We start from the raw sequence: 16,039 nt of genomic DNA, 5'->3' as shown, positions 1-16,039 counted from the left end.
GGCCTGGGGCCAAGCAAAGCGCAGGATCATGCAAATTCCCGACGCCTGGCCTGCCATGCTCGCCGCCATGCATGCAATCCTTCTCTACACCTTGGTGGTGCTGATCTGGGGCACCACCTGGATCGCGCTGAAATGGCAGCTGGGCGTGGTGGCGATCCCGCTCTCGATCGCCTACCGCTTCGGCCTGGCCGCGCTGATCCTGTTTGCCTGGCTGGCCTGGCAGCGCCGCCTGCAGCCGCCGCGCGGCAAGGCGGCGCTGTGGGTGCTGGGCCAGGGCCTGTGCCTGTTCTGCTGCAACTTCGTGTGCTTTCTGCAGGCCAGCCAGACCCTGGCCAGCGGCCTGGTGGCGGTGGTGTTCTCCAGCGCCACGCTCTGGAATGCCTTGCTGGCACGCCTGATACACGGCCGCGTGCTGGCACCGCGGGTGCTGGCCGGCGGGCTGCTGGGCCTGAGCGGACTGATCGCGCTGTTCTGGCCCGAGATCGGCCGCGCCAGCCAGGCCAGCCTGCAGGGCCTGGCCTGGGCGCTGGCCGGCACGCTGTGCTTCTCTACCGGCAATCTGCTATCGGCCGCGCTGCAGGGCCGCGGCCTGGCGCCGGCACAGACGAATGCCTGGGGCATGCTGGTGGGCACCCTGGTACTCCTGAGCTACTGCCTGCTGGCGGGCGTGCCCTTCAGCTACGAGCCGGGCTGGCGCTACAGCGCGGCGCTGCTCTACCTGGCGATCCCGGGCTCGGTGATCGGCTTTACCGCCTACCTGACCCTGGTGGGCCGCCTGGGCCCCGAGCGCGCCGCCTACGCCACCGTGCTGTTCCCGGTGGTGGCGCTGAATGTCTCGGCCTGGGCCGAGGGCTATCGGTGGACGGCGCCGGCGCTGCTGGGGCTGGGGCTGGTGATGGCGGGCAATATCTTGGTCTTTGCGCGTCAAGCGAGCAAGCCGGCCGCCAAGGCCTCAATGGCGGCCTCGTCCAGCGCCTCGGCCGCGAGCTGACGCCGTTCGCCCCAATGCTTGAAGTTGTTGGCCTGCGAGCGCGCGTAATGCGGGTCGTAGTGCAGCCGGGTGAGCTCGGCAAACAGGGGGGCCAGCTCGCCGGCGCGCGCCCAGGCCTGCCAGCGGTTCACCACCTCATGGCCATGGTGCTCGCGCAGGCGATCCAGGATGGCGGCCAGGGCCTCGCGGTCCTCGCCCAGGTAGGCGTAGTCGCGCAGCAGAAAGGCCTGGCGCGCCGCCTCGCTGGCGGCAATCTCGATGCAGGGGCTTTCGCGCAGGCGCTCCAGCAGGGTGGTGGGCAGGCTGAGCTTGCCGATCCTGCGGCTCTCGGCCTCCACGTACACCGGGCGGCCGAGGTCGAAACCCTCGATGGCATCGGCCAGCGCGGTTTCAAACGCCTTCTGCGACGGCTGCGGCTGGCCGGGCAGATTCCCCAGCATCGAGCCCTTGTGGCAGGCCAGGCCCTCCAGGTCCAGCACCTGGGCGCCCTGGCGCTGCAGCGCCTGCAGCACGCGCGTCTTGGCGCAGCCGGTGGCGCCGCACAACACCCGCAGCGGCAGCTGCGGCGCCAGGCGATCGAGCGCCTCGATCACATGGGCGCGATAGCGCTTGTAGCCGCCCGCCAGCTGCTGCGCGTCCCAGCCCACCAGGCGCAGCCACTGCACCATGGAGCCGCTGCGCATGCCGCCGCGCCAGCAGTAGACGAGTGGCTTCCAGTCGTGCGGCTTATCCTTGAACTCGGTTTGCAGATGGCGCGCCAGATTGGCCGCCACCATCGCGCCGCCCACGCGCCGCGCCTCGAAGGCGCCCCGCTGCTTGTAGAGCGTGCCGACGATGATGCGCTCGGCGTCGTCGAGCACGGGGCAGTTGATGGCGCCAGGAATGTGGTCGAGCGCGTACTCGGCGGGCGAGCGGGCGTCGATCAGGGTATGGAATTTGGGCAGGTCGGCGATCTGCGCCGGGCCGCGGGGAGGACTCATGGGCGGGATTCTGGCATGCGGGCCTGCGCGGCCCGGCACCGCCGTCGCCCTTGCCCTAGGACGCGCGCGGTGCGCGCAGCTTCTCCCACAGCGCCCAGGCCTCGCCCACCACGCCGCGGCGGAAGGCCAGCACGCAGACGATGAAGATCAGGCCGGTCACCAGGCTCACCGACTCGCCCAGGCCGTTGAACCAGGCGATGCCGGTGAGCCTGGCCAGGGCCTGGCCCAGATCGCCGATCTTGTTCTCCAGCGCGATGATGATCAGCGCGCCCACCATCGGGCCCACCATGGTGCCCATGCCGCCCACCAGAGTCATCAGTATCACCAGGCCCGAGGTGGTCCAGATCGCATCGGTGAGGGTGGCAAAGCCCAGCACCAGGGTCTTGGTGGCGCCTGCCAGGCCTGCCAGGGTGGCCGAGAGCACAAAGGCCACCAGCTTGAAGCGCTCGACGTCGTAGCCCAGAGAAACGGCACGCGGCTCGTTCTCGCGTATCGAGGTCAGCACCTGGCCGAAGGGCGAGTGCACGGTGCGGTAGATCAGCCAGAAGGCGGTGATGAAGATCGCCAGCACCACATAGAACAGGGTCAGGTCTTGCGTCAGGTCCAGACCCAGGAGGCTGCCACGCGGCACCGATTGCAGGCCGTCCTCGCCGCCGGTGAAGGACGCCTGCAGGAACACGAAGAACAGCATCTGGCTCAGCGCCAGCGTGATCATCGAGAAGTAGATGCCGGCGCGCTTGATCGCCAGCAGGCCGAACAGCAGGCCCATCGCCCCGGCCGCCGCCGCGCCCAGCAGCAGGCCCAGCGGCGTGGGCAGGCCCCAGACCTTGAGCGCATGGCCCGCCACATAGGCGGCCGTGCCCAGGAAGGCGGCGTGTCCAAAGCTCAAGAGGCCCGTGTAGCCGACCAGCAGATTGAAGGCGCAGGCAAACAGCGCGTAACACAGCACCTTCATCACGAAGATCGGGTACACGCCCAGCAGCGGCAGCGCCGCAATGGCGATGAAGAGGGCGGCGTAGCCGGGCAGGGGGTTGCGGGCCGTCGTCGTCATGTCGATTTACTTTTCCTTGCCGAACAGGCCGGCCGGGCGGACCAGCAGCACGATGGCCATCACCACGAACACCACCGTGTTGGCGGCCTCGGGGTAGAACACCTTGGTCAGGCCCTCGATCACGCCCAGGCCCAGACCGGTGAGTATGGAGCCGAGGATGGAGCCCATGCCGCCAATCACCACCACCGCGAACACCACGATGATGAGGTTGCTGCCCATCAGTGCCGAGACCTGCAGGATGGGCGCGGCCAGCACGCCGGCAAAGGCGGCCAGCGCCACGCCGCCGGCATAGGTGAGGGTGATCATGCGCGGCACATTGATGCCGAAGGCCTGCACCAGTTTCGCGTTCTCGGTGCCGGCGCGCAGCGTGGCGCCCAGCGAGGTCTTCTCGATCAGCGCCCACACTGCGATGCAGACGGTGATCGAGGCCAACACCACCCAGGCGCGGTAATTGGGCAGCATCATGAAGCCCAGGTTGGTGGCGCCCTGCAGCGCTTCGGGCACCGCGTACTGCTGGCCCGAGACGCCGTAGAAGCTGCGGAAGATGCCCTCGGTGACGAGGGTGATGCCAAAGGTCAGCAAGAGGCCATAGATATGGTCCAGCTTGTAGAGCCATTGCAGCAGCGCACGCTCGATCACGATGCCCAGCGCGCCCACCACCAGCGGTGCCAGCAAGAGCATGGCCCAGTAGTTGATGCCCAGATACTCCAGCCCCATCCAGGCCAGGAAGGCGCCCATCATATAGAGCGCGCCATGGGCGAAGTTGATGATGTTGAGCATGCCGAAGATGACCGCCAGGCCCAGCGACAGCATCGCGTAGAACGAGCCATTCACCAGGCCCAGCAGCAGCTGGCCCAGCAGGGCCGGCAAGGGGATTCCGAAGAAGTCAGTCATCTCGGTTCAGCCTGCTCAAGCCATCAACATCATCATCACTTCTTCACCGCGGGGCACTTGCTGTCTGCCAGCTTGGTGAAGGCGTCATTGCCGGGGATGCGGGTCACGACCTTGAAATAGTCCCAGGGCTCCTCGGATTCCTTCTGCGACTTCACCTGCAGCAGGAACATGTCGTGGATGCCGCGGCCGTCTTCCTTGCGTATCGTGCCCTTGGTGTAGAAGTCGTTGATCGGCGTGTCCTTCATCTTGGCCAGCACCTTGTCGGCATCGTCGGTCTTGGCGGCTTCCACGGCCTTCAGGTAATGCATGGCGGCCGAGTAGTCGGCGGCCTGCAGCGAGGAGGGCATGCGCTTCATCTTTTCAAAGAAGCGGCGGCTCCAGGCGCGCGCCTCGGGGCTCTGGTTCCAGTACCAGCTGTCGGTCAGGTACATGCCCTCGGTGGTTTTGAGCCCGAGCGAATGGATGTCGTTGATGAACATCAGCAGGCCGGCCAGCTTCATGGTCTTGGTGATGCCGAACTCGTTGGCCGCCTTGATGGTGTTGATGGTGTCGCCGCCGGCATTGGCCAGGCCCAGGATCTGCGCGCCGCTGCCCTGTGCCTGCAGCAGGTAGGAGCTGAAATCGCTGGCGTTGAGCGGGTGCTTGACGCTGCCCACCACCTTGCCGCCGCTCTTGGCGACCACAGCGGCGGTGTCGCTCTGCAGCGAGGCGCCGAAGGCGTAGTCGGCGGTGAGGAAGTACCAGCTCTTGCCGCCGCCCTTGGTGACGGCCGCGCCCGTGCCATTGGCCAGCGCCACGGTGTCGTAGGCGTAGTGGATGGTGTAGGGCGAGCAATCTTCGTTGGTGAGGCGGGCCGAGCCGGCGCCGATGACGACGAAGGGGCGCTTCTTCTCGGCCGCGATCTTGGACATGGCCAGGTTTGCGCCCGAGTTGGTGCCGCCTATCAGCAGGTCCAGGCCTTGCGTGTCTATCCACTCGCGCGCCTTGGAGGCGGCCACGTCGGCCTTGTTCTGGTGGTCGGCGAACAGCAGCTCGATCTTCTTGCCGGCCACCTGGCCCTTCATATCGGCGATCGCCAGCTTGATGGCCTCCACGCCGCCGGCGCCGTCGATGTCGGCATAGACGCTGGACATGTCGGTGATGATGCCGATCTTGACCACATCCCCCGAGATCTGGGCCTGGGCCGCGCCGCCGCAGGCAAGCAGGCTGGCGAGCGTGATGCGCGAGAGGATATTGACGGATTTCATGGACGGTCTCCTTCTAGGTGATCAATCATCAGACACTCAACAATTCGTCCAGCTTGGACTGCTTGGCGGCCAGCTCGGAAGCGGGGAAGGACTCCACCACCTCGCCATGCTCGATGACGACGAAGTGATCGGCCAGCGGCGCGGCAAAGCGGAAGTTCTGCTCCACCATCACGATGGTGAAGCCCTCGGCCTTGAGCGCCCGGATCATGCGCGCCAGCGCCTGCACGATCACCGGCGCCAGGCCCTCGGAGATCTCGTCCAGCAGCAGGATGTCGGCGCCCACGCGCAGGATGCGCGCCACCGCCAGCATCTGCTGCTCGCCGCCCGAGAGCCGCGTGCCGGGGCTCATCCGGCGCTCGGCCAGATTGGGGAACATGGCGTAGATCTGCTGCTCGCTCATGGGCTTGCCACGCCCGCCCTTGAGCATGGGCGGCAGGCGCAGGTTCTCCTCGGTGCTGAGCGAGGCAAAGATGCCGCGCTCCTCCGGGCAATAGCCCAGGCCCAGATGGGCGATCTGGTGGGTGGGCAGGTGGATGCTTTCCACCCCATGCACCTTGATAGAGCCCTTGCGCGCCCCCGTCAGGCCCATGATGGCGCGCAGCGTGGTGGTGCGGCCGGCGCCGTTGCGCCCCAGCAGGGTCATGACCTGACCCTTGGGCACGGCCAGGTTGATGCCATGCAGGATATGACTCTCGCCGTACCAGGCGTGCAGATCCTTGATTTCCAAAGCGGCGGTCATCAGTGGGCCCCCTGGAGTTCGGCCGCTTCACTGCCCATATAGGCTTCCAGCACCGCGGGATGCCGGGAGACGCTGTCGTAATCGCCCTCGGCCAGCACCGCGCCGCGCGCCAGCACGGTGATGCGGTCGGCGATGCGCGAGACCACGCGCATATTGTGTTCAACCATCAGCACGGTGCGCCCCTGGGCCACGCGCTTGATCAGATCGGTGACGCGTTCCACATCCTCATGGCCCATGCCCTGGGTGGGCTCGTCCAGCAGCATCAGCTCGGGCTCCATCGCCATGGTGGTGGCGATCTCGAGCGCGCGCTTGCGGCCATAGGGCAGGTCGCCGGCCTTGAGCTGCGCCATCTCGCGCAGGTCCACCAGCTCCAGCAGGGCCAGCACGCGCGCGTCCAGCTGCTGCAGGCCGGTCAGGCCCTTCCAGAAGTGGTAACTGGTGCCGGTGAAGCGCTGCAGGCCGATGCGCACGTTCTCCAGCACGGTCAGATGCGGGAACACCGCCGAGATCTGGAACGAGCGGATCACGCCACGGCGAGCGATCTCGGCGGGCTTCTCGCCGGTGATGTCGATGCCGTTGAAGAGAATCTTGCCGCGCGTCGGCTCAAGAAACTTGGTGAGCAGGTTGAAGCAGGTGGTCTTGCCGGCGCCGTTGGGGCCGATCAGGGCGTGGATATGGCCACGCCGGACCTGCAGGTTCACCTTGTCGACCGCGGTGAAGCCCTTGAAGTCCTTGCTGAGCCCGGTGGTCTCGAGTATCAGTTCGCTCATGAGGAAACGCTTTTCCTTTGCTCGCTGTTCTACCTGCTGCTGCAGCTGTGCAGACTGCCGAATGTAGGTGGCCTCAGCCTAACGCAGGGATCGGACCTACCTTTACGTAGCATTGCGCAAGGGTTTGCCCTCGTCGGGCTGACACCTTGGCGACATAAAGCCCTGGGTCCGTGCAAGCATGCGCCCCGGTGGCCGGGGCGATGCCCAAGCCCTAATTCGGCACGTCGATGGCGCCGGAGCTGACGCTGATCAGCTCGCCGGCCCCCGGTGCGGCGGCGATGGCCGGCAGGTTGGCATCCGTCAGCGGGCTCGCGGCCGACGCGCGCGCCTTGGCGCGCACCAGCTGCGACTCCGGCAACGGCGTGCCCTTGTCCAGCCGTGCCCACATCAGCTCGAGCGCGCGCAGCGTGTAGACATGCAGCGGCACCAGGGTGCGCGGGTAGAAACCGACCAGCGCATCGAAGTGGTTGGCGTCCACCACCTCGTAGTAGCGCAGCGCGCTGGCCGTCTCGACCTTGCGGTTCAGCGCCAGATAGGGGCGCGAGGTGTGGTTCACCGGAATCAGCGCGTCGGCGCGGCCATGCACGATCACCGCGGGCTTGCCGCGCAGATCGCCGCTCACCCGCACCTCGGCAATGCCGGCCTTGATGCGTGCGGCAAGCGCCGCTTCGGCCGCGCTGGGCGCGCGCTGGCCGACGGTGGTGCCGGTGGCGAGGCGGCGCAGGCAGGTGGCGCCGTCGAGATAGAAATCGGGCTGGCCGCTGCTGGCCGAGCTGGCGAGCAGATACAGCGCCGGACCACCGAGTGCGCCGTCGGCCACCAGGTTGTAGGCACCGCCCAGGAAGCCGAGGCCGCCGCCGCTGGCCCAGCCGGCCCGGAAGGCCGCGGCGTCGGGCGCCACCCCCACCTGGTAGCCGGCGTTGATGCCCGCCACGCTGTAGCCGCACAGCGATTCGCTCACCGCGGCGCGCGCGTAGGCATTCGCATAGGTATGCGCCACCAGCTCGGTGAACTCGAAGCCGGCATGGCTGTCGTGCAGCGGGTCGCTATCGGCCTCCCAGCCATAGGCGTGCAGCCGCGCCAGCGCGTCGGCCGCTTGCTCGGCCAGGTTGCTGCCGTTCACCAGCCCTTGGGCCGCCAGCGCCGCGCAGCGATTGGCGGCATAGGGAGCGATCACAAAGGCGCTGCTGCCGACCAGCGCGGCCGATTGGGTGGCGCAGGCCTGGTAGAGCGCGGCCATGGTGGTGTAGTCGTACAGCGGCTTGCCGGCCTGCGGCACCGCGACGCCGGCGCGCCGCACCGTCAGGCCGGCGTTCTCGGGCAGATTCAGCTGCGGCTCGCCCGCCACCACGCCGTGGATCAGGCCTTCGCCGTCCTGCTCGGCGGCGCGCAGCACGGCGGCGCCGCCGTTGGAGATGCTGGAGGCGATCACCCGGGTGTTGGCGGGCGAGAAGTCCTGGCCGGGGAAATGCTTGTTCAGCACATACAGCGCCAGCTGGATCGACTGCAAGGTGTAGCGGCCCCAGTCCTTCTCGGGGTTCTGCTTGCCATGCGCATGCTTGAGCGCGATGCGGTTCGGGTAGCGGGCGCGGAAGCTGGCGAGATCGTCGCCCAGCAGATTGGCGTTGAAGCCCAGGTCCTTGCGGCTGCCGGCGCTGGCGAGGCGGCCGTCCGGCGCAAAGCTCTGGTCGCGGTCGAGGTCGTGCGCGCCCATGCCGCCGCCCTTGTCGTTCATGGCCACGGCGCAGCCCTTGTTGAGGGCCCATTCGCCGATGGTGCCGAGCTCGCCATAGACCGGACGCGAGCCGCTGGACGGCACGGCGACGATGCAGGGGCGGGCGCTGTCGAAGTGGCTGGGGATGGCCACCACCATGCTGACATTGCGCAGGCCGCTGCCGTCGTCGGCCAGCGCGGTGTATTCGCTGCCCCTGTTGGCGGCGGCCGAGACCTTGCCGTAATAGCTGCCGAAGCCACCGGCCGCGCTGACGTCGAGCAGACCGGTGTAGCTGGTCTGTATCGCCAGCGTGCGCAGATCGGCCGCGGTTGGCTGGGCCGGCAGCTTGAAGCTCAGCAAGGCGTCCAGCGTGCCGGCGGTGCCGGTCAGCAGGCCCTGGCTGACGCCGTCATAGTCGCTGCGCTGTGGCTCGGCGAGCAAAAAGCTGGGGCGCAGCTTGTAGGGGGCGGCCGGCTTGTCGTCGCTGCCGCCGCAGGCGGCCAGCAGCAGGGTGCAAAGGCTCAGGGCGGCGGTGCCGCCGCGCTTGTACGTCGTCATGGTGCTTGTCTCCGTCGATGGCTCGGAGGCAACCATAGGCAGGGCCCGGCGGGCGCGCCATCATGCAATTGAGTGACGCGCCTGCTCCATCAGGCGTTGCGCGAGCGCGGCCTTGTCGTGCACCTGCAGCTTGGCGTAGGCGCGGCTGAGCTGGCTGCGCACTGTGTTCGGCGCCACGCCGAGTTCGCGCGCGATCTGCTTGTGGCTGAGCCCGGCGGCAAAGCGCCGTGCCACCGCCTGCTCGGCCGGCGTGAGCTGCGAGGCCGCGCTCAGCGCATGCGCCTCGCAGCGCCACAGCCCCTCCTGCGGACGCGCACTCAGCTCGATATGCAGACCGCGGTAACTCTGGCCCAGGCGCAGCTGCGCCAGCGCTGCGTCCGGCAGCTGGTGCCCGCAGAAGGTCTGCCATTCGCGCTGCAGCAGCGCGAGAAAGGGCGGGTCGGCCGATTCGATGCCGCCCTGCAGATTCACCAGCGCAGCGGCGCGGCCGGCCAGCACGGCGTCCTGGCGGTTCAGCAAGGCCTTGCGGTGCAGCGCGATGGCGCGCGACAGATGGCACCAGGCCGCATGCAGGTGTTCGGCGTCCTCGGCCCGGAAGCCGCGCGCCTCGCCGCGGTACAGCACCAGCCAGCGCCCCGGGCTGCGCTGGTCCGGGCGGTCGCCGTACAGCAGCAGATGCCGCAAGCCATAGCGGCGCGAGAAAGCGTCCATCTCCGGCAAGACCTGACCCCGGCGCCGGTACAGAGCCTGGCAGTCCACCGCCAGCGGCCGATCCAGGCCGCGCAGAAAGGCCTGGGTCACCGGATCGTGCCCCGACACCGCGCCATAGGCCTGCAGGATATGTTCCTCGCGCTGGTGCACATGGGCCTGCGTGATCAGCAGACCGGTGCGCGGATCGCGGCCGGCCTCGCCCAGGCCCAGCACCGCGCCATCGAAACCTATCCAGCGCTTCAGCAAGGCCAGCGCCGCGCCCGGGAAGGCCTGGTAGCCGGCCTGCTCGGCCAGCTCGTACAGATCCACCATGGTGCGGGAGAACGCCTGCATGGCCGCATGATGGCATGCTGGTCGCGGCGCCGCGCCAGGACTTTCCACAAGCGGGCGGAGTCGAGCTAATCTCGCCCCAGCAAGGACCTCAACCGTGGCATCCAACCCTTTTCTTGCGCCCGCGGCGCAGCCCAGCGGCCTGGAGCTTGGCCGGCTCAGCGCGCTCATCATCGACGAGAGCGAGCTGCAGCGTTCGGTGCTGGGCCGCATGCTGCGCGATATGGGCGTGCCGCAGGTGGCGGCGGCGCGGCGCCCCGAGGAGGCGCACCGCATGATCAAGTCGGCGGCGCAGCCCTACGACATCATCCTCAGCGAGTTCCACTTCTCGCGCCAGGCCGCGCACGATATGAGCGGGCAGGACCTGCTGGACGAACTGCGCCAGTCCAGGGGCCTGCCGATGCAGACCGCCTTCATCATGGTGACCGACGAGGCGCGCCACCCCCAGGTGGCCTCGGCGCTGGAAGGCGCGCTGGACGACTATCTGCTCAAGCCCATCACGCGTGCGCAGTTCGAGGAGCGCCTGCAGGTGGTGCTGGAGCGCAAGGCCGCCTTCAAGGAGGTGTTCCAGGCCATCGACGCGGGCGACTATGCCGGCGCGGCCCAGCGCTGCGAGCGCATGTTCCAGGACAGCGCGCTCTACAAGGTGTACGCGGCGCGCATAGGCTCCGAGCTGTACCTGCGGCTCAAGCAGCTGGACGCGGCGCGCCGCATGCTGGAATCGTTGCTGGCGCACAAGGCCGTGCCCTGGGCGCGCCTGGGCCTGGCCAAGATCGACCTGGAGGGCGCCGACCCCGAGCAGGCCTGCCGCTCGCTGGAGACGCTGCTGGCCGAGAACCCGGCCTATGTCGATGCCTACGATGTCTATGGCCGGGCGCTGCTCGAGAAGATGGAGTTCGAGTCCGCCGCCGAGGTGTTTGCCAAGGCGGTGCAGATCTCGCCCGGCAATGTTTCGCGCCTGCAGAAGCTCGGCATGCTGCAGCTCTATCTGGGCGAGAGCGCGGCGGCGGCCCAGCATCTGGGCGCGGCGCTGGAGATCGGCGCGTTCTCGCGCGCGCTGGACTACCAGGGCGTGGTGGCGCTGGGCGTGGCCTGCCTGGACCTCGGTGGCAAGAACGCGCTGGAGGCGGGCGAGCGCGCCCACAAGTTTCTGCAGGAGGCGCTGATGCGCTGGCCGGAGAGCTTTCGGCTGCGCATGCTGATGCTGCTGCTGGACGTGGTGCAGGCGCTGCAGCTGCGCCAGTCCGAGGCCGTGGCGAGCGGCCTGGTCCGGCTGGCGGCTCAGCTGGAGCAGCCCGAGTTCAGCTTCGAGATGGCAGGCAGCCTGATCCAGCTGATCGCACGCAGCGCCGGCACGCAGGCCCTGCCCGAGGCCCGGACCTGGGTGGCGCGCGCGACGCAGCGCTTTTGCGTCTCGCACCAGCGCACGCGCCTGCTGGAGCTGGCCGCGGCGCGCCTGCCAGTGCTGCAGGAGCTGGTGCGCGAGAGCGCCGCCACCATCAACGAGCAGGCGCGCGAGGCGATGGGCCATCTGGTGAACCGCCAGCCCGAGCTGACCCTGCGCGCGCTGGTGGACCTGGCCTCGCGCAGCCTGAACGGGCGCATCATCAAACTGGCGCAGGCGACGCTGGAGCACCACGGCCAGCATCTCAACCCGGCGCTGGCGAAGCGGCTGGCGGTGGAGATCGAGATGCTGCAGCCCGAGGTGGCGCCACGCGCCATCGTGAAGCGCAGGGTCTAGTTCGCTGCGTGCAGCGACCAGTCGTCACGCGTGATCTCGTAGACGCTGCAATCCATCTCGTACCAGCGCTGCTCGCCCTTGTAAGCCATGCCCAGGCGCTTCATGACGGTGGCCGAGGCCTGGTTCTCGGGATGGCAGACCGCGCACAGCAGTGGCGCCTGCAGCGCGTCGAAGGCGAAGGCGGCCATGCGTTTGGCGGCCTCAGAGGCATAGCCCTGGTGCCAGTAGCGGGGATGCAGGCGCCAGCCCAGCTCCAGCGGATTGGCCGGGTCGCGACCCAGGTGCTGCACGCAACCCATGCCGATCACCGCGCCGCTGGCTTCCTCGACGAAGGCCCACCAGGAGAAACCGAACTCGATCCAGCGCTGCTGGATGCGGGCTATCATCGCTGCCGTCTCTTCGCGGGTCTCGGGCTTGCCGGTGATGTAGCGCATCACCTCGGGCAGGCTGTTGAGCGCGAACAGGCCCTCCAGATGGGTTTCGTTGACGGGCTCGAGGCGCAGGCGGGCGGTGGTGAGTACGGTCATCGTCGGGCTTTCAGCAAGGAAGCCCCGACTCTGCCACGGCCCGTCCGGGCCGCCATCGGTCACCCATCCAGCCTTTGCTGGAACACCAGGCCGGCGTGCTCGCGCAGCGCATGGAACTTGATCTTGGGCCAGTTGCTCTCGATCGCGCGCAGCTCCGGCGCGTACTCGACCAGCACGGTGGGCGCGTCCACCGCGTCGTAGGCCATGCGGTGGTCATTCGCGGCGATGAAGCGCTTGAGCTCGGCTTCGTCGTCGCAGGTGACCCAGCGCGCCACCTGGAAGCGGCTCGGTGCGATGCGCGCCTTCACGCCGTACTCATGCTCCAGGCGGTGCGCCACCACCTCGAACTGCAGCTGGCCCACCGCGCCCAAGAGCAGCACGCTGCCGGCGATGGGGCGGAACACCTGGATCGCGCCCTCTTCGCCCAGCTGGGTGAGGCCGGCGCGCAGCTGCTTGGTCTTGAGCGGGTCGGCCACTTCCACCGAGCGGAACATTTCCGGCGCGAAGAAAGGCAGGCCGGTGAACTGCAGGGCCTCGCCCTCGGTGATGGTGTCGCCTAACTGCAGGACGCCGTGGTTGGGGATGCCGATGATGTCGCCGGCAAAGGCCTCGTCGAGCAGCTCGCGGCGCTGCGAGAGAAAGCTCACCACCGTGTTGGGCCGCAGCTCCTTGCCCGAGCGCACCACCTTCAGGCGCATGCCGCGCTCGAAATGGCCCGAGGCCACGCGCAGGAAGGCGATGCGGTCGCGATGCGCCGGGTCCATATTGGCCTGGATCTTGAACACCACGCCGCTGAACTTGGGCTCCTCGGGCTTGACCACGCGCTGCATCGCGGGGCGGTCAGAGGGGGCGGGGGCCAACTCCACCAGCGCGTCGAGGATTTCCTGCACGCCGAAGTTGTTGACCGCCGAGCCGAAGAACATCGGCGTCTGGCGGCCGGTGAGGAACTCGTCCAGATTGAACTCGGGCGCGGCCTCGCGCACCAGCTCGATCTCTCCTTCAGCGTTCTCGTACTGCAGGCCGAAGCGCTCGGCATAGGCGGGGTTGTTGAGCCCGTCCAGCACCTCCTCGGTGCCGGCCACGCGGTCCTCGCCGGGGGCGAACACGCGCATGCGCTGCTGGCGCAGGTCCATCACGCCATGGAACTGCTTGCCCATGCCTACCGGCCAGGTGAAGGGCACCACGGTCATGCCCAGCTCACGCTCGATCTCGTCCATCAGCGCCAGCGGCTCCTGCACCTCGCGGTCCATCTTGTTGACGAAGGTGAGGATGGGGGTGTTGCGGGCGCGGCAGACCTGCAAGAGGCGGCGCGTCTGCGGCTCCACGCCATTGGCCGCGTCGATCACCATCAGCGCCGCGTCCACGGCGGTGAGCACGCGGTAGGTGTCTTCCGAGAAGTCCTGGTGGCCCGGGGTGTCGAGCAGGTTGATGACGCAGTCGCGGTACTCCATCTGCATCACCGATGAAGCCACCGAGATGCCGCGCTGCTTTTCGATCTCCATCCAGTCCGAGGTGGCATGCCGCGAGGCCTTGCGCGCCTTCACCGAGCCGGCGATCTGGATCGCGCCCGAGAACAGCAAGAGCTTCTCGGTGAGCGTGGTCTTGCCCGCGTCGGGGTGGGAAATGATGGCAAAAGTGCGGCGGCGGCGCACTTCGCTTTCGATACGGGGAACGACGGGGGACGGCTGGTCGGCGGACATGGTGGCTGGCGGCAGGCGCGGCCAGGCCCATGGGCGGCGCGCGGTCTTTTGGCGGGGAAGGGGCGGATTATCGCAGGGGGTGGGGGAGGGCGTCTGGCGGCGTGGGATGGCCGGCTTGCAGCGGTTGGTCAGCTGGGCCGCGGTGTACATTGATGACCACCTCCACTGCGTCTATGGCGGGATCCTTCCCGCATTCGTCCAGTCAGGCGAGGCGGCGCAAGCCCCGGAGCTTGGTGCTCGTTGAGGCAAACCCTCTGGGTCTCCTGCGCGCGGCCGGCGAGATGGCGCATTACGCGATGTTCGAGTCGATGACGCGCCCATACTTTGCCGACTTCGCGCAGGGCGATGTCGAGGCGGCGCGCCACGTCATCGACTTCTATGGTGGCCTGGGCACCTTCGACTCGATGCCGCCGAAGGTTCGCAGCAACATCGTCGCGACCACAGCGGTGAACATACGCGACTGGTCGTCAGGAACGCCCTTTGAACCCAGCAAAGAAGCGCTGCGGTCGATCGCCATTCCGACGACGTTGGTTCGCGGAGGGGATGGCCACCCGGCCATGCGCAGGATCGCCGAGCTTCTACGTGACTCGATCCCTGCGGCGCAGCTCGTCACGATCGAGGGCGGGAGTCACTTTCTTCCCAGCAGCCATGCGGCAGAGATCGCCGCACTGGTTCGGCAGCATGTCGATGGAATGCCGACGGGGTAAGGCTTGAGGCCCGCTTGCGTGGCTCGGCGGCCATGTCCCGAGTCCGAGCGCTTCGGTCGAGTGTCGATCCATGTGCGGCCGTGGTCGTCGAAAAGCGCTGTATTCACCGACTGCACCCGCTGTAGCCATCATTCCATTCACCACCCCAAGGCCAGCAGCCGCCCCGCAGGCCATCGCAAGAACCGGGTGGCTCCTCGTCAGTCCCGCTCCTAGCATGGCCGTCATCAACAAATTTGAGTGCCAGCCATGCCCGCCCATCCCACCCCCTACCGCATCACCCCCTTGCGCCCCAGCTTCGTGCAGCGCGCCCGCGCCGCGGGCCTGGACGATCTGAATCAGCCGGTGGAGCGGCATGTGGCCGAAGGCGGCGAGCCCTGCCGCGACGCCCTGCGCCGCGCCCGCCCCGGCGAGGCGCTGCTGCTGGCGAGCTACTGCCCCTTCGAGCAGGCCGGCCCTTACCGCGAATACGGCCCGGTGTTCCTGTTGGCCGATGAGGCGGCCGCGGTGCAGGGCGCCGAGCGCCTGCCCATCAGCGGCGATGAACCCTACCTGGGTGCGAGCTTTGTGCTGCGCGCCTACTCGGCGGGCGAGCGCATCGTCGATGGCGCGGTGCTCGCGGCCCGCGATGCCGAGGCGCATCTGCAGGGACTGCTGGCGCGCGCGGACGTGGCCTTTGTGCTGGCGCGCTTTGCCGGCTATGGCTGCTATGCCTGCCGCATTGATCGAACTCAGCCTGAGTAGCGCAGCACCTGCGCGATCAAGCGCTCCACATAGCTCTCCTTCTCCCCCACCGGCGCCACATAGTGCAGCGCCTCGCGCGCGGCCGCCTCGCCGGCGCGCTTGAGCATCACCCAGGCCGCCAGGTATTGCGAGGCCAGGCAGCCACCCGCGGTGGCGATCGGGCCGCGGGCGTGGAAGGGCTCGTCCAGCACGCGGGCGCCGGCCTCGATGACCCAGGGCTTGGTGATCAGGTCGGTGCAGGCCGGCATGTCGCCCAAGAGGCCCAGGCGTGCCAGCAGCAGAGTGCCCGAGCATTGCGCGCCGATCAGCTGCTTCACCGGGTCGAGCTGCAGGCGATCCAGCAGGCTCGAGTTCTCGGCGATGGCGCGGGTGTAGATGCCCGAGCCGAACAGCACCACCTCGGCCTCGTTGGCCCATTCGAGCGGCCGCTGCAGCTGCACGCTGACGCCGTTCATTGATGTGACGGCGTGACCCGGGCCGCACAGCTCGGCGTTGAAACCCTGGGGTTTCAGGCGGTTCAAGAGGCCCAGCGCGACGAAGCTGTCGAGTTCGTTGAACCCGTCGAAGGTGAGGATGGCGATCCGGGTGGGATGCGGGATGGGGGTGATCTCACTCATGGTGCGATGGTGGCCCGGGGG

General features: G+C 68.2%; 15 protein-coding genes. 4 read left to right on the top strand and 11 right to left on the bottom strand.

The features are described from left to right. The first annotated feature begins 28 nt into the window (after positions 1-28). Positions 29-991, top strand: coding sequence for a DMT family transporter (locus WG898_RS21370; RefSeq protein ID WP_339604805.1), 963 nt, complete (start codon positions 29-31; stop codon positions 989-991). On the opposite strand, the gene mnmH is transcribed toward WG898_RS21370, so the two are convergent. The 8 genes from mnmH to WG898_RS21330 form a co-directional block, all read right to left on the bottom strand. Next, positions 925-1,971: a tRNA 2-selenouridine(34) synthase MnmH gene (gene mnmH / locus WG898_RS21365; RefSeq protein WP_339604804.1), complete on the bottom strand. Its 1,047-nt coding sequence runs from the start codon at positions 1,969-1,971 to the stop codon at positions 925-927. The two genes, WG898_RS21370 and mnmH, sit on opposite strands and share 67 nt — an antisense overlap. A gap of 55 nt (positions 1,972-2,026) precedes the next feature. Then, a complete protein-coding gene (locus WG898_RS21360; RefSeq protein ID WP_339604803.1) occupies positions 2,027-3,022 on the bottom strand; it encodes a branched-chain amino acid ABC transporter permease in 996 nt (331 codons plus the stop codon). A gap of 6 nt (positions 3,023-3,028) precedes the next feature. Then, positions 3,029-3,916 carry a branched-chain amino acid ABC transporter permease gene (locus tag WG898_RS21355; protein ID WP_339604802.1) on the bottom strand — a complete coding sequence of 296 codons (888 nt, stop codon included), beginning with the start codon at positions 3,914-3,916 and terminating at the stop codon, positions 3,029-3,031. 35 nt (positions 3,917-3,951) lie between these two features. Next, a complete protein-coding gene (locus WG898_RS21350; protein ID WP_339604801.1) occupies positions 3,952-5,163 on the bottom strand; it encodes an ABC transporter substrate-binding protein in 1,212 nt (403 codons plus the stop codon). A gap of 28 nt (positions 5,164-5,191) precedes the next feature. Beyond that, a complete protein-coding gene (locus tag WG898_RS21345) occupies positions 5,192-5,902 on the bottom strand; it encodes an ABC transporter ATP-binding protein (RefSeq protein WP_339604800.1) in 711 nt (236 codons plus the stop codon). Beyond that, positions 5,902-6,672: an ABC transporter ATP-binding protein gene (locus WG898_RS21340; protein WP_339604799.1), complete on the bottom strand. Its 771-nt coding sequence runs from the start codon at positions 6,670-6,672 to the stop codon at positions 5,902-5,904. The genes WG898_RS21345 and WG898_RS21340 overlap by 1 nt, the downstream gene beginning before the upstream one ends. Before the next feature lie 211 nt (positions 6,673-6,883). Next, the gene (locus WG898_RS21335; protein ID WP_339604798.1) at positions 6,884-8,944 is read right to left on the bottom strand and encodes a 3-hydroxybutyrate oligomer hydrolase family protein; all 2,061 of its coding nucleotides are present in this window, start codon (positions 8,942-8,944) and stop codon (positions 6,884-6,886) included. Between the two features lie 60 nt (positions 8,945-9,004). After that, positions 9,005-9,988 (bottom strand): helix-turn-helix transcriptional regulator, encoded by a 984-nt coding sequence (locus WG898_RS21330; RefSeq protein ID WP_339604797.1) that lies wholly within the window; start codon positions 9,986-9,988, stop codon positions 9,005-9,007. A 94-nt stretch (positions 9,989-10,082) separates the two neighbouring features. Between WG898_RS21330 and WG898_RS21325 the strand changes: the two genes are divergently transcribed. Continuing rightward, entirely contained in the window at positions 10,083-11,726 is a 1,644-nt protein-coding gene (locus WG898_RS21325; RefSeq protein ID WP_339604796.1) for a response regulator, read from the top strand. On the opposite strand, the gene WG898_RS21320 is transcribed toward WG898_RS21325, so the two are convergent. Then, positions 11,723-12,253: a GNAT family N-acetyltransferase gene (locus WG898_RS21320; RefSeq protein WP_339604795.1), complete on the bottom strand. Its 531-nt coding sequence runs from the start codon at positions 12,251-12,253 to the stop codon at positions 11,723-11,725. The genes WG898_RS21325 and WG898_RS21320 overlap by 4 nt on opposite strands. A 59-nt stretch (positions 12,254-12,312) precedes the next feature. Beyond that, a complete protein-coding gene (locus WG898_RS21315) occupies positions 12,313-13,953 on the bottom strand; it encodes a peptide chain release factor 3 (protein ID WP_339604794.1) in 1,641 nt (546 codons plus the stop codon). 230 nt (positions 13,954-14,183) lie between these two features. Between WG898_RS21315 and WG898_RS21310 the strand changes: the two genes are divergently transcribed. Together WG898_RS21310 and WG898_RS21305 are read left to right on the top strand one after the other, a co-directional pair. Further along, a complete protein-coding gene (locus tag WG898_RS21310) occupies positions 14,184-14,660 on the top strand; it encodes an alpha/beta fold hydrolase (protein ID WP_339604793.1) in 477 nt (158 codons plus the stop codon). Between the two features lie 246 nt (positions 14,661-14,906). Continuing rightward, the gene (locus WG898_RS21305) at positions 14,907-15,401 is read left to right on the top strand and encodes a DUF1203 domain-containing protein (protein WP_339604792.1); all 495 of its coding nucleotides are present in this window, start codon (positions 14,907-14,909) and stop codon (positions 15,399-15,401) included. Here WG898_RS21305 and WG898_RS21300 read toward each other — a convergent pair. Then, entirely contained in the window at positions 15,389-16,018 is a 630-nt protein-coding gene (locus WG898_RS21300; protein ID WP_339604791.1) for a DJ-1/PfpI family protein, read from the bottom strand. The two genes, WG898_RS21305 and WG898_RS21300, sit on opposite strands and share 13 nt — an antisense overlap. Between the last annotated feature and the right edge of the window lie 21 nt (positions 16,019-16,039).

This window comes from Paucibacter soli, assembly GCF_037482845.1.
Taxonomy (GTDB): Bacteria; Pseudomonadota; Gammaproteobacteria; order Burkholderiales; family Burkholderiaceae_C; genus Paucibacter_B; species Paucibacter_B soli.
This window is presented reverse-complemented; position numbering and strand designations above follow the sequence as displayed.

Excerpts from the sequence above, each read along its gene's own strand:
- WG898_RS21370 (WP_339604805.1), top strand. The coding sequence starts at position 29 with ATGCAAATTCCCGACGCCTGGCCTGCCATGCTCGCCGCCATGCATGCA.
- mnmH (WP_339604804.1), bottom strand. The coding sequence starts at position 1,971 with ATGAGTCCTCCCCGCGGCCCGGCGCAGATCGCCGACCTGCCCAAATTC.
- WG898_RS21360 (WP_339604803.1), bottom strand. The coding sequence starts at position 3,022 with ATGACGACGACGGCCCGCAACCCCCTGCCCGGCTACGCCGCCCTCTTC.
- WG898_RS21355 (WP_339604802.1), bottom strand. The coding sequence starts at position 3,916 with ATGACTGACTTCTTCGGAATCCCCTTGCCGGCCCTGCTGGGCCAGCTG.
- WG898_RS21350 (WP_339604801.1), bottom strand. The coding sequence starts at position 5,163 with ATGAAATCCGTCAATATCCTCTCGCGCATCACGCTCGCCAGCCTGCTT.
- WG898_RS21345 (WP_339604800.1), bottom strand. The coding sequence starts at position 5,902 with ATGACCGCCGCTTTGGAAATCAAGGATCTGCACGCCTGGTACGGCGAG.
- WG898_RS21340 (WP_339604799.1), bottom strand. The coding sequence starts at position 6,672 with ATGAGCGAACTGATACTCGAGACCACCGGGCTCAGCAAGGACTTCAAG.
- WG898_RS21335 (WP_339604798.1), bottom strand. The coding sequence starts at position 8,944 with ATGACGACGTACAAGCGCGGCGGCACCGCCGCCCTGAGCCTTTGCACC.
- WG898_RS21330 (WP_339604797.1), bottom strand. The coding sequence starts at position 9,988 with ATGCAGGCGTTCTCCCGCACCATGGTGGATCTGTACGAGCTGGCCGAG.
- WG898_RS21320 (WP_339604795.1), bottom strand. The coding sequence starts at position 12,253 with ATGACCGTACTCACCACCGCCCGCCTGCGCCTCGAGCCCGTCAACGAA.
- WG898_RS21315 (WP_339604794.1), bottom strand. The coding sequence starts at position 13,953 with ATGTCCGCCGACCAGCCGTCCCCCGTCGTTCCCCGTATCGAAAGCGAA.
- WG898_RS21305 (WP_339604792.1), top strand. The coding sequence starts at position 14,907 with ATGCCCGCCCATCCCACCCCCTACCGCATCACCCCCTTGCGCCCCAGC.
- WG898_RS21300 (WP_339604791.1), bottom strand. The coding sequence starts at position 16,018 with ATGAGTGAGATCACCCCCATCCCGCATCCCACCCGGATCGCCATCCTC.